Consider the following 13,352-nt stretch of genomic DNA (forward strand, 5'->3'; position numbering starts at 1 on the left):
TATGATGCTCTCTACAGGCAGCAGAGACCGCAGACGCCTTCAACAATCGCTGCGCTGGATCAGGTAACCAGGAACTGCGCAAGCATCTACAGTCACAAAAGTCATTGACTAGGCCCCTACCTTAATGGGCCCGCACATTGAGTCTTCGGGCACATCTAGATATCTCTATCCAGTTCATCCCCGGACGCAGCACAAATCCAGTTCCAGAAGCGTCATAATTTGTGAGTTACTGCATAATTGAGGAATTGTCTGGTAACCAGCTACTCCGGTTACGTCATACTCTAATAGCGCCATTCGGACTCTATTACCATCGGACTATCCATACCACCTTGGCGATATGAAAACTTTCACATCAACCGTACCACGCAGTTTTTCGATATCTGTCAACAGGACTAACGGATCCCGGATCCGAGTCTCGGGATCATAGATAAAAAATACAATCTTATTGATGTGTTCATAAGCTGAATATCGAATGATATCAACGATGAGCTCATTCGATAGTTCTCGATCTGACAAACTCCCTCGCGTCTTCTTTATTTCAATAAGCACTCCTTCGTTGACGAGCTGAAAGTCCACCCTGGAAGCTGTCCCGGCGATATCCGGGCCCCAGACTTCACGCTTGACGATTCCGAACTCCATTTGCAGCATAGGTAGCATCAGGTCCTGAACATCGTACTCATCGTTAACCTCAAAAGATGGTTTTCCGCGCTGACGGGAATTCAGGGACACTACAAAAGCGTTAAATCGTTTGAAGATAAGAGCGAGCCGGTTATCAACCCCAAGCATTTCACGGGTAGGCGGCAATCGTTCTCTAGGTGAAAAATGATTCTTAAGCTCTAGCTCCTCGAGTCGGATCAGCGCCGCAGGCGAGCGACGGGATAAAAATAATAGCCCAGAGACCAGCAGCATGCTCATCAATAAAACAAACCATATGAGGTGAACGAAATTCAGCGAAACCTTGAATTTATTTTCAAATTTGTACTGAGGAGTGCCGTCCGGCCTGTGCCCTGTCCCAGGCACTACACTTACCTCGTGCTTGACGATTACACCTAGAGTAGGGAAATAGAAACTCAAGTGTGGAGGTAACGAGTCGGCCACCCCCTTATTGTACCGCTCCAGTTGCCGCCCCTCATTCCGCATAGCGCTCCCATAATAGTCTGATGACAGGTACTCCCTGATGGCCGAATTTCCTAAATCAAAATCTTCGAAGACGGCATGTACCCACATGATGTAATTCGAGCCGATCGAAATAATAGCGCAGATACCCATAATTTTCGCTAAGAAGACAGCACTTCGAGTGTTTAGTATCGTGTCGGCAAGGGACCGTTCTTCCCGCAACAGCCCTAAATAGATAAGTATTCGATTCAACATTTCTAGATCCTAAATCCTTACTTCTCTACGGTTGCCCCCCGAAGCGGCAGACAGTTAGTCGATTGAAATGGTTACATTGGATTGGTCTAATGACCAGTCGTTGCTAGTCGAACCGAGATTATTGCGTTCCTGTGGAGTTCCACAAAAGAACGCGGAATCTTTTCAAGCTCACGATTGAAGATAGTACCATCGGATTGCAGTCACTGGTTCTGGCAAGCGTTAGCAGCTATGAAGGGCCGGCCTGGGTCGAAAGCTGCCCTTCATGATCGACAGATTTCGGCCAAAAGCGGTCATCGTATAGATATGAAAAAGTAAAATAAATAGCCAACCTGTTACAGGTGTGTACACACATCGTTAGCAGTCACCCCCCCCCCAAAAAAAACCTTTAAAAATAATTAACCGCTGTACTTAAGTATTTATTCTATCGCTAAGTCGAGGGTAGTTAGAATTTGAACCCCTAATATCCTGTAGCCTCTGACGCCTCCAAGCAGGGGAGTCTGTCACTGCAATACCTAGCATCTATCACCAGTCACTTTTTGAAGCCTTTTAACACACGTATTCAAGTCCGAACACAGCACCTCAAAAAACGCGCTCTAGCTAGGCTCAGGAGTCATGAGACAGACAATAGGACCTCTTCTCCTCGACGGATCATTTCGTCGATCGAGACAGCCCAGCTTGCTTGTTGTTGTTTTCGGCTTTCGTCATTGACGTCCGCAATGAGTTCAACAAGCGCCTTCGCGATCCGCTCAGCGTGCGCCCGGTTCCACCACGGCATAAGCGCATCGACCAGCAAGCTCTCGGAAAAGTCATCGGCAGAAAGAGCAAACACAAGTCCTGCCAGATTTCGAAGCCCCTCGTCGAAGCTGGCGAAGAGCAGCCTCACAGGACCATCACCCGCTTCATTTACCTTCCTGATCATCTCGCTCAAATGGGTCAAGTCCCAGGCGGCATTGCGCACCCCCTCAATAGCCCTAAGCCTGTTGGCAGAACGCAGCTGTTTGAATAAGCCCTTGCGAGGCGCAGAGTTTGGGGCGAAGTAGATGCAAGCAAGCATCGCCGCAGGCCCTGCGATGATGAAGTCGTCACGCATCCAGGAAAGTAAACTCAACATCCGATCCAAGTTAGGACAGGTGGAAAGCTCAAGCTCAGCGATCTTCAATGCAACAATGTAGTTTCTCCGCCAACGGCGCAACGGGAAGGCCAAATCATAGGATTCCTGCAATCGCTGAGGCTTCAAAGGTTCGAGCGTATTCAGGTCACCGAAGGCTAAGTCCAACCACGGATAGGGGTCATCGTTGTCAGCGTCTCGGAAGCGAGCCAGCTCTATGTTCGCCACATCATTGCCTTGTGTATGGGCGAGCTCGTGAAAAGCGACTGAGGGCTCAATTTGAATATTGAGAAAGTGGCAGAAGGCTTTAATCGCTGCAATCTTGCGCAGCATCGCGTCCATAGGTACACCAGCCACGATTTTGGCCATCCGGGAAGCAATATTTCTATCTGGTAAAAGGATCGCCTGGCTCTGTTCTAGGTAATTCTCAAAGATGAAAGCATCAGGGTGGCACAGTCCTACTAATGGAGGACGGTAGCCAGGGACAAAGACACCATCGGCTTCCAGCATCTCACCAATGGCCCGCAGCTCTAGATAGGGGAAGCCGCGCGGAAGCATGATGGTTCGCTCAGTGCCTTCTGGATCATCTTCGTCCGGCCCAAAGCTTAGCATGACCCACTCGGGACTAAGGGGGCGTTTTAGCTGGTTCATCTGTTGTGGATTACCGTAGAACTGAATTTGCGTTATCGGGACGAGCAAGATCGCGAGCTAAGAAGCTTTGTGTAAATGCTTAGGGCTGAATACACGCGACCAATATAGGTGGTCCGCTCCGTCTGCTTGATGCTACGAATTTCTGGCTGGTTTGCACCATGGCAGTACACCAACGGTGTCTGTATATCTGACCGGACCGAAGTCACTTTCACGGGTGAACCGCCGGCATTGCCAGACATAGAACAAATGACCTGGTGACTCTCCCCACTGAGGAAACTTGGAGTCTGTACTCAGAAGCAGATAGGTGCCGCACCGCGGTCCTGCATCTCGAAGATGGTTTGCCCGCCACTTTGTGTTCCAGTATCCGAAGGTGGCCAACTTAGAGCCTCCGCACCGAAATATCAGCGTGCCTCCCTCCGGGGCAGCTTCAACTTCAGTCGCCTGATCAACGGGGATTGGCGCAAAAACATGCCTATTGATGAGGTCTGCTTGCATGTACCCGTACTGGCCTGACTGGATCCAACCTGCAAGAGGTAGGGCTCCGGAAAGCCCGATAATCGACGCGGCCTCATGCGTGTATGCGCAGCGCGCTATGGTTTCCAACCCAGCGCTCTTCAACGTTCCGACTACATCAAACAAGTCTTCCGGCATCAAATTTTCGTGCAACTGAGGGACAGATCCAGACCAAAGCACAATTGTGATATCGAGCCATGTACTAGTGCCGAGCTCAACCGGCCAGGACAACGCACCTACCACTCCTTTCTGGCGAATCTGCCCGAGTACGGCCCGAATGTAGTCTTCGACTGATGACTCTGCGAGGCCCGACTCATAAAGTGCAAGACCGTTAACTGGAGGGTTCGGTTGAAGCCACGCGAGCACAGGATCTAGCGGCAGCGTGCTAAGAGAGAAACCTTCCACAGACGACTCTGGGAGGCCATGATCTTTAGCAACCGACAATGTCCGCAAGAAAGCTGACCGAGCTCGCGCACTCTGCTGCGTAAAGAACTGTCCAGTGTATTGGTCTCTCGGCGAGTCTAGGAAGAAGTCGATGCTGTGATTGTGAGCAGGCGTTCGAGAGAGACTTGCCTGCCACTCCGAGGCAAATTGCGCCTGCAACGGCAAGCGCGTTCTCGCTTCGATGTATCTCAGCACAGATCGAAGTACGGCAGGAAATGCAAATCCCTCTGCGGCAAAGAAATCACGGGGTTTTGCTGTTCCGCCGGGAAACCGTAAAAGCGGAGCCAGATACTCCCCAAAATACTCACATCCCGAGTCCACGGATTTCAGAATCAAATCAGATAGCGGGGACCTGGCCTTTACATGAGCTCCAAGCTCAGTCGGAAATTGATAGGACTGATCTCTTGTACGTGCCAGCCAAAAAATGAACAAGAGCTCAACAGCTTCGATTTCAAAACGTGCCTGTAAGAGTGCGTCTAGAAGCGCAGCTTGAACGACCTCACGTTGTTGGATATCCAGTAGTAACAACGCGAGCTGCTGACTTACCCACCATTTAACTGCCGGTACGGGCCATCGAAGTCGCGCGATGAGCACTGTCAGTTGAGGATTAGACATATTGGTCGACCTCATGACCAGGCAGGTGTCGGCAAAACTAGCCCACTGGTGTCAGCGACAATAGATTCGACCATCTTCTGCGTCAGATCCACAGCCTCTTCAATACGTCCCAACTGAATCAGAAAAAAGACCAATTTCTCACCAGGGACAATCAACTCACTTGGATTGCTCCACGTTGTCAGCCAATTTTTAGCGGAGCGCCGAATAAATTCATCAGCCCGTTCTGGGTACAACTCAGCAACCTTTGTCAGTCGAGCTTCAGTTTCCTCAGAACTTTCGAAAAAGAAAGGAAACCAGCCCCCGTTATCAATCTGAGCCTTAACAGCTACGTCAAACGTTGCATCGCTGGCGCCTTCCAACTCTGCACTGACCGCAAAAAGATCATCGAGCAAATGATGCAATCGAGTCCGCTGGTCAGACTCAGCAAGTGCCACCTGCCGGACGTATTTGAGCATTACTGATGCTTTGCCTTTTGCTTTCCAGTGCAGGAACCAGCTACGCAACGTGTTGTCTGGAACACCTTTCTTCTGGGATATTTCTAAAAAGAACTTGCGAAAACTGCTCGGTGGAAATGCGTCGAAGTCCACCGTTTCCGACGGGAAAAGGCCCTCTTTCTTTGGAGGCAACACCGAAACAGTTGGGGGGAGAAACGTCGGCTCTCCCTGATGGGCCATTGCAACAGCTGCAAGCGGGCCAATAGGTTCAGTCTTCCAAGACTTGCGTTGGAGTTCGTTATCAGACAGACCTGTTTTCGCCAACGCTAGTAGTTCAGGCGTCACTCGCTTCGCGGAGCCAAGCAGATGCTTCATGCAGTCTTCAGCTTCGTACCACTCCCCAACAGCTACAAGCTCCTCATATTGTTTCGCCAACGCATAACGATCTAGCTTGGCCAGAAGCGCTGACGCACTCTCAGGAATGTGTTTAGTTCCACTTCCATCTGTGTAGTGGCAGACATTAGCAATCTGAGGTGCAGCGAGAGACAGTAGCGACCTGGTTACTTCTGGGGCGGCCTCTCGTAAGTACTCCAAAGCAGAAACAACCCCATCGAGCGATGGGTCCTTACGGTGCCCATAGCCAATCGTGATGTCCCAAGCCTGCCTGCAACGTGCTCTCGCAACCTCCACTTCCTCATACAGAATTGAGAGTTCACACAACTCGAGCAAATCCTGTGCAATTGTGCATGTCTCCTGAAGCTCGCTTACGGCTTGCTCAGCCCTTTCCTCGACAGCATGGCGGACTAGCTCGTTTGAGAACACACGCTGTCCATACTGCACAGCGAACTCGGGGAACGACCGTGTATCCAACCATGGAGAAGATTTAGCTGCATCCCAAGACTTAGCCTCAATGATGCGTGGGCCACCAACTGCTGTACTCAGAAGGTGAACGTCGACGGCGACTTGCACTAGGGCTCTCTTGAAGCTGCTAAAAGTTTCCTTCTTTTGGTAGCTAACATTAGTTGGCTCAGTCACCGGACTGAAGTGTTCAAAAACTGCCTCAAACGGAACTGCGATGCCCTCGCGAAAAGCGTCAGCAACTCCCTTTGCGAATGTTGCAAGGACATCAAGGTAATCGCTGAGGTTCTCACGATCAGTGAACGTGGGAGCCTCCAGCCACTCGAAGTCGCCCTGCGCGCAAAGATCCAATTCCAGAGTCTGGAGAAACCAGTCTCGTACAAGGGCGCTGAACATGTAACGGCGGACTTCCATGTCTGCGCTGCGGTCCCAACCTATGCGAATTGGGCTAGCAGTGGGCGAGTCAAATGGTGATCCCCTGAGGGTGGCCACGATTGCAGCGAAAGGGCTCAGTCTGAAACTCTTGAATTCCTCCCAAGCGCAGATATTAGCGCCGGAAAGCGTCGCAACCTCGCATACCGCATCTTCGAGCAAGCGCCGCTGACCGAACGCGTCGGGCTCTCGCCAGACTTCCATCAACAAAACAAGGCTTCTAGTTTTCTTCAGATGGCCGACCAACTGATAACAGCCCCAATCTGGCATATGTTTCAGTTGCTTCGCCAACACCGGAGGTAGCACAGCACTACAGCGGATCAAGGCATTCAAAAGATGCAGTCGATTCAGGATGGCATCTCGGTTAGCTCTACCGGGATTTAAGCGAAGCTCGCTGTTATATCTGTCGAGCGCATACCTGGCTGATTCGCGCGCGCAACGCTCATCTGCACGCTCAGCAAGCGCAATCGCCAGCCAAGGAAGAACCGAGGTGGCAAGCTTATGCCGACCAACAAACGCGTCCTGACTAAGCGTCGTATCGGATGAGACGACCCAAGAAGCCCGCTGAAGTCGAGATGCATCTTCGACTTGGCATCGAGGCCCTTCTAGCAGTCGCATTTTGAGAGCTCTGTGACGATAGGCCTCCCCGAAAGCCAGCTCTGCGAATGCAATTTCCTCAGCACGCGTAAGCAGTCGAACCAACGCATCGACTGGATGCCCTTCAGTTAGACGGTCTAGCAGCCAATTCCGGGTCAAACCCTGCCGAAGTGGTTGCGCGTCGCCCATTTCCGCAACGATCAACCAGTGCCAAGTATTTCTAAGGCGGGCCGGTGCTAGGGTTCGAAGCCACTCCTCCACGCGTGGCCGAAGTTTTTCGACCCGAGAACCATGCTCGCCTTCCTCCTTGATGAAGACGATAAGGCTTTCGTGAAATGGCTGCAGGCCAAGCCCACTATCGAACAAAAGATGACGAACACCATCGAGTGTTAGAAGGCCTGGATCGTGGCCTAGGGAGATATCCTCAAAGGCGCTCTCAGGCCAACGAAATGAAAATGCGCTCATCAGATGCAACACATCTCGCTGGGCATAGCTCAACTTCTGCCACAACGTTCTGTAGTACATACGAATGTCATCCCCAGGGCAGTCCGGCAACTCGCGGACATCGTATTCGGTAGGGGACGATGTTTTGTTTAGTAACGCCTCAACCGAGTAAATGACATGCAAAGGATGCCCATGCGTTCTCTCATGCAGAACAGCTGAGCATCTCGCAAATTCTGCCTCCTCTAACCTGAACCGTGACTTCCAACGTCCGGCTTGTACCTGCCTCATGATATAACCGTGCACAGCGTCGCCAGACATGGGAGGTAATTCTCTCCATTGCTCACGGGGACATGCAGCTATCAGGTGGTCGGGCATCCTATCGTCGGCAACCGGTTGGCTGCCGACAAGTAGAACGACGTTTTCAGGAAGGGGAAGAAGTTGACGGAAAAGCTCATCGAGCGGACGCACATCTCCGCGATTGTCTCGCCACACATGGTCAAGACCATCAATAACCACTACGAATGGCCGCCTCTCCGCCTCATATGCCATCCCACAACGTTTGAGCACGTCGGCCAAATCTTCGGCCCTGTCGACATTGATATCGCCATGTAGCTTCCCACCTGCAATCAGCCTAACTTGACTTAACAGAGATCTTGCGACACGTGTAGAAGTCAGGCGGTCGCCGCTGTGGTCGTGCACAGACAAGAAGTAGTGATGACGAACGACTGGGATTTTTGCCTTGCCTAGCTGCTCGCATAAAAAGCTGATGTATGTGCTCTTGCCCCTCCCAGGGGGACCAACAAGAGTTACTAGGCCACCGGAGCTAGAACAAACCGCCTCGACAAGCTCGTCATGGAAGAACCGGTTCGGAGGCTCATACCCCTCCGGGACTACAAAGTCCTGCGGAATGGGGGCAGGTAACGCTAGGGATAGCTCGCCACGAATCACATCCAGCGTTATCCAACCATCTGGCGGTGGATCTTCCTTAAAGTTTGCCCAATCAGAAGCCTTACCAAGTAAACGTGCAATCCCTCCTGGTTGGAAACCAAGAGTTCCAAGCCGATCGGAAATCTTGGCTTCCAATCTCAAAAACGCGTGTTGACTGTGCCGAATCTGCAGAGATTGCAGGAACGCTCGAGCAGCAGCCTCAGCGCCGAGTTGGGTTTTCAGTCTTTCTTGAACAGTCGATGGTGCCAGGTCGAAATCGAGATGATGACCGCGCAGACAGTCTTCAATCTCCCGATCAGGCGTCCGGTTCGTTATTAAGGAAGCTGTTCCTAGGCGCTCAGCAGAGATGGCCTTTAAGGCCTTAGCCCACTTCTGAATGAAAGACTTTGGCTTCTCTCCGCCGGAACTAGGATCTAATAACCAATCCCATGAAAGCACGCACCCTCTAGCCGCTTCCGGCGGTGTGTACTTAACCTGGTAGTAGTCAAATGATCCATCTGATCGCTCTACGACAATATCGTCCAGCCCCTGTGGACCGATTGATTTGTCGTCACACTCAAATCTCATACGAACATATGATGCCGGTGCCTCGAGCCAATCAACGAGCAGATGCACACCGAACAATGTTTGATATCTGTAGCCAGCGTAAGGCGTAGCCGACGCCTTCACCCTTTCGTTTTGCATTTGCGCGTCCTGCACCGTCATTTATCGAAATAATTTACAGTTCAACTGCTATTGGTGCACGAATGAATCCATCCTGCTCTCATAGACACACAATGACCGCTCCTGGCCGGTGCTAGCCAGTCGTATCAGGCAGGACGCGGCCAGAAGCGGACATTTACCTAGGCTCGATTTAGAGTTATTGAGCCTCTACGAAATCTGGGGCGATTCATTCCTCTTTGCCTATTGAAGTCCGTCGTGGCTGATGGCTACCGGCCAGAAGCGGACTTTCCAGCCTACGTTCGGGCCAGAACAGCGCAGATGGTAATCAATACCGGAACCCAAGCAGGCTGCCACTTGGGTCGGTATCGGTTAAGCGCAGTCTCACTGCCGCTTGATAGTCAAACGCTGCGGAGAAGTCGCTTACTGGCAGCATGTCAGTATTAAGCGTGCAGATATATTGAAATCCATATTTCTTCGACATCTCGGCCGCGAGCTCTAGGGCATGTGCTCGCTGTCGAGGATCGACACCATCAAAAATTGTGCTGTCGTGGATGAGGAAGTCGATACCGAGACCTCGATGACGTGCGAAGCAAATGAGCATGAGGTCGTAGCAGAAGATCTTCATCTTGCTGATACCCTCACTCGGGCTGCCGGCGATCTCGACGTCAAACCTGTAGCCAGTATCGTCGAGGTCGATGACCAGACGGCCGGGGCTCTTGTATAGATGTTCCGAGAAGTCTGAAAATAAACTCAGCGCCTGGGACCACAATGAGCGACGCTCATCATAGTCGAGGGTCGCCGCTCTCTTTAGCTCAACCGTTTCAACCTTAATCGTGTCAGCTTTGGTGGTCATTTGCCGTAGCTGTGTGATGCGGCTCGTAAGCCCATCGACCTTCAGTCTTGTGGCTGCATGAAGTTCTTGCAGTTGCATAAGCTCCTCAAGAGCCCCTTGACCGGCAAGTGCGTTCAGATAGCTAGCGCGCCGCTCCGTGAGGACAGCGATCTCGTCACTTCTTGCCTCTAAAGCGGCCTCGAGTACAACGATCTCATTTGCGATGAATTCACGTCGGTTTACAACAATTTGCTCATTGAAGGCCCGAGCAGCTGCCAATGTCTTGATGACCGCGCCCGGCAATACCACCCCTGCCTCAGTATATAAAGCTTCCAGGCGGTCATCCGAGGGCGTCTCCTCGGCCACTATGGTTGTTCGGTATCGCTCTAATCTACGCTTGTCTGTGATGTTGGCATTCACTCGCGAGTGGATCTCAGCGGTTAGTGCGTTAGCCTGAGTCTCAATCTCCCGATATTGCGGGAGGACTTGGAATGTGACGAGCGCCGATCGCTCACGATCAAGTTGCGTCGAAAGCTGGAGTCGTTCTGCTTCGAGTTCGCCGAGAGACGCTAACTCACCATCAACGGCCCCAGTCTTGATTGCTTGCTTTAGTGCGTCCAGCGCGTTCCTTTGATCTTTTAGCTGCTGCCAAAGCGCCGCCTTCTCCCAGTCCAAACCGAGGAGGAAAGCGTTATGGACTTGGATGTCCCAGACTTTTTGATTGTCGAAATACTTGAATGGGTTGTTGTAAGCCGCGGGTTGATTGCGGCAGAAGTAGGATAGTAGAGACCTAGCCGATGGCCTATAGCCGCGATCAGCGACAGCTTCGGTAATTCCGAACATCGCCCAGGCAAGTACAGCCTTCCACGTCTTTGCATCGAAGCCGGTTATGCCTACCTTATTTTCTGTTGGCTGGACCGGCCAGCCCTCTGTTGGACCTTCAATCGAGAAGAATGAGGGAGCGCCCGTTGCGCGGGTGATTGACACCTCGTTTCCACCGACACTTAGGTCGAGGCTGAACGTCCAACCCTTTAGTGCTTCGATACGAAGTCCATGATTTGGCTTGGTATTGCTGGCTAGGCAGAAATCGATGATATCGATCAGCGCAGATTTTCCGAGAGCGTTTGTTGTGTCCTTGTCGCCCGAGCCTTTCGATCGATCGGCGAGCACAAGATTGACCCCCGGAATAAAACTCACGGCCCGGAAGCTCCGATGGTTAGCACGTACACCCTTGATCATGCAGGGACCTTCACTATCATCCCATCCTTCAGATCAATCGCACCGATCATATACAAGAGGTTTGCAGCCAGAACGAATCGCTCGAATGTTCCAACATTTGGCTCATGCTTAAGACGCCCCCATAGCCCTGACACTGTCATTGGCGCGACGAGCTGGGTCAGAAGCGTCGCTCCCAAGCCGATGAGTGCCTCGTTCTGGGCGATATGTTTTGTGGGCAGGATCATTTTTCAAACACGTCGCAAATCTCAAAAAGATAAATCAGGACTGCTACTCCAGCAGTTCGATCAGTGTTTTTCCGAAGCCCACGCTGCGCAAACGAACACATGAGCTCGAAGAGTTCCTCTCCCTTATGCCCCTTTGCTCGGAGTGCATAATATTCGGCTAGAAACCCAGCCTTGAGCCGTTCAGGAAAGTCGGAATCTAGCTGCGTCTCAGCCTCGACGTAGGCCGCGACTGTGGCACGTGACATCAGTCCGGCAGCAATGATGTGCCGAGAACCGTTCGACAGGTCATTCTTTTTGATCTTTTCGTCTGGCGGAGTGAGGTCAAACGAACCGTTTGCTGCAGGCGCCTGCGATGTGACCCACGAAATTGCTTGCTCGAGCTCAGGAAATTCAACGTCCACAAATGCCTTTTCCATAGCTTCGTGAACTTGTGCTTCATGGGTCGATTTAAGAGCCTGAAGTTTCGCTGTAGGCCAGTCGGCCTCAACTTTGTCGATAATGGTGTGGTGATCGGTGCACAAGAAAATCAGATTATGAACGCTGTCTCGCTCTTCGTCAGTCATCAAGGCGTCGTAGCGAGCAGCGTTCGGCTTTTCCCCGCGGATGTGGGCTGCCTCGGCGACATAGGTGTCGTCACCGACTTCCGCCTGATAGGTGAGGTGTTTTCCGCATGTTGGGTAAGCGCAAATACCGCCACTTCGAAAGGCCAAAAGAACCTTGGTGGGATAGGTGGCGGCCATAACTAGCTCAGCTCCCTATTAGGACTGATCTCGACGCTTAAAAAATCACCTTCATCGTCTGTAATGAAGTCGCACTCATTTGTTTCTCTGATCACACCAACACTAGCGCTGAAGGCACTAGGATGGAGCCTAATCGATTTGCACCAGCGCTGGAGGTGAATGACATTGGCAATGTTGCTGATATCCATATCAAGTATGTAGGGCATATGCTGTCAACTTTAATACTTTTCTCATCGGGGAGAATCAGCCAGTAAAGTCAGGCGGCAAGAAAAAATCTAATCGTAATCGGTGTGACCATGCCACGAAAGCACCACGATAACAACGTGCTCTATCGCGCTTGAGCGCCTGCTGTGGCATGCAGCTACAAGTGATCCTAGTCGGAGTAAAAGCGAAGTGTCCGCTTTTCAGCCGATTGCAGCCATTTTTAAAAGACTTCCACCCCCTAAAAAGTCCAAGACCCATTTGAAACGCTCCGCGCTACCAAGCAGCGCGGAGCGCTCAGGCGTCAGGCTTGAAGGCGCCAGCCCATCACTCCCAACAGGTCGCAACTGTCACGCAGCAGAATCGCCGCTGCGTTGGAGATATGTTGCAGATCGGTGTCGTCAGCATTCTTCAGTTCTGCGCGGGAGAGGCTTTCCAGCAGTTGAGTCACGGCCAGTAAACGTGCGGTGCCGTTGGCGTGCAGCACGTCCAATGGTGCGGTCTTGTCTATAAACAGGCAGGGAATCAGGCAGTCGATGCCGGTGATGGGGATGTATTGCTGAGTCATGGGAACCTCCGCTTGTGGGTAAGGGAGCTGTCCTGTCGTCGCCAGTCGAATAGGTGGCAGCTATACGCGGGTTGGCGAGCCGACTCATCCCACAATAATCGGCAGATCCGAGGATCTCCCGCGTACAGCCGCCATGAAAGATCGCCGTGAACATAAAGGGTCCTCGGCAAAGCTTGCAAGCGGAAGTGCCTGTGGGTGAGTAGCCAGGTCGCCAAACCCGGTCGCCATTGGGGCGAGTGGGGACTATGGGCGTTGGGTCTTGGGGGGACAAGTCAGACGCGTCTGCAAGTTTTGTAGGATTGCGGAGGGGAACTTGGCGGCCTGCGAGCCGGCCAGTTTTTCTTGGGGGGTGGGGTACATATCCATTCCTGCGGGTGCGGCCGCTGGCGGTTTCGCTCTTACAGCCATCCCTTTCAAGGTCTTCTCGTTTTAGCTGCCTTGATGACCCGATCGGTTGAAACATGTGCATT

General features: G+C 52.0%; 7 protein-coding genes. All 7 read right to left on the reverse strand.

The features are described from left to right. Positions 1-315 precede the first annotated feature (315 nt). Complete coding sequence (locus tag PQT43_RS28205; protein ID WP_272755277.1) at positions 316-1,371, reverse strand: hypothetical protein; 1,056 nt, start codon at positions 1,369-1,371, stop codon at positions 316-318. Between the two features lie 610 nt (positions 1,372-1,981). Then, positions 1,982-3,130 carry a hypothetical protein gene (locus tag PQT43_RS28210; RefSeq protein ID WP_272755278.1) on the reverse strand — a complete coding sequence of 383 codons (1,149 nt, stop codon included), beginning with the start codon at positions 3,128-3,130 and terminating at the stop codon, positions 1,982-1,984. 1,583 nt (positions 3,131-4,713) lie between these two features. Then, a complete protein-coding gene (locus tag PQT43_RS28215; RefSeq protein WP_272755279.1) occupies positions 4,714-9,099 on the reverse strand; it encodes an ATP-binding protein in 4,386 nt (1,461 codons plus the stop codon). Between the two features lie 304 nt (positions 9,100-9,403). Further along, positions 9,404-11,149 carry a DUF2326 domain-containing protein gene (locus PQT43_RS28220; protein WP_272755280.1) on the reverse strand — a complete coding sequence of 582 codons (1,746 nt, stop codon included), beginning with the start codon at positions 11,147-11,149 and terminating at the stop codon, positions 9,404-9,406. Next, positions 11,146-11,373, reverse strand: coding sequence for an ABC-three component system middle component 6 (locus PQT43_RS31235; RefSeq protein WP_336314633.1), 228 nt, complete (start codon positions 11,371-11,373; stop codon positions 11,146-11,148). Before PQT43_RS31235 ends, PQT43_RS28220 begins: the two co-directional genes overlap by 4 nt. Then, positions 11,370-12,113 carry an HNH endonuclease signature motif containing protein gene (locus PQT43_RS28225; protein WP_272755282.1) on the reverse strand — a complete coding sequence of 248 codons (744 nt, stop codon included), beginning with the start codon at positions 12,111-12,113 and terminating at the stop codon, positions 11,370-11,372. Before PQT43_RS28225 ends, PQT43_RS31235 begins: the two co-directional genes overlap by 4 nt. Before the next feature lie 505 nt (positions 12,114-12,618). Further along, a complete protein-coding gene (locus tag PQT43_RS28230) occupies positions 12,619-12,882 on the reverse strand; it encodes a short-chain dehydrogenase (protein WP_272755283.1) in 264 nt (87 codons plus the stop codon). Positions 12,883-13,352: the final 470 nt, after the last annotated feature.

Source organism: Pseudomonas sp. BLCC-B112, from assembly GCF_028550695.1.
GTDB lineage: Bacteria > Pseudomonadota > Gammaproteobacteria > Pseudomonadales > Pseudomonadaceae > Aquipseudomonas > Aquipseudomonas danubii.

Coding starts and splice junctions, on each gene's coding strand:
- PQT43_RS28205 (WP_272755277.1), bottom strand. CDS start 1,371: ATGTTGAATCGAATACTTATCTATTTAGGGCTGTTGCGGGAAGAACGG.
- PQT43_RS28210 (WP_272755278.1), bottom strand. CDS start 3,130: ATGAACCAGCTAAAACGCCCCCTTAGTCCCGAGTGGGTCATGCTAAGC.
- PQT43_RS28215 (WP_272755279.1), bottom strand. CDS start 9,099: ATGCAAAACGAAAGGGTGAAGGCGTCGGCTACGCCTTACGCTGGCTAC.
- PQT43_RS28220 (WP_272755280.1), bottom strand. CDS start 11,149: ATGATCAAGGGTGTACGTGCTAACCATCGGAGCTTCCGGGCCGTGAGT.
- PQT43_RS31235 (WP_336314633.1), bottom strand. CDS start 11,373: ATGATCCTGCCCACAAAACATATCGCCCAGAACGAGGCACTCATCGGC.
- PQT43_RS28225 (WP_272755282.1), bottom strand. CDS start 12,113: ATGGCCGCCACCTATCCCACCAAGGTTCTTTTGGCCTTTCGAAGTGGC.
- PQT43_RS28230 (WP_272755283.1), bottom strand. CDS start 12,882: ATGACTCAGCAATACATCCCCATCACCGGCATCGACTGCCTGATTCCC.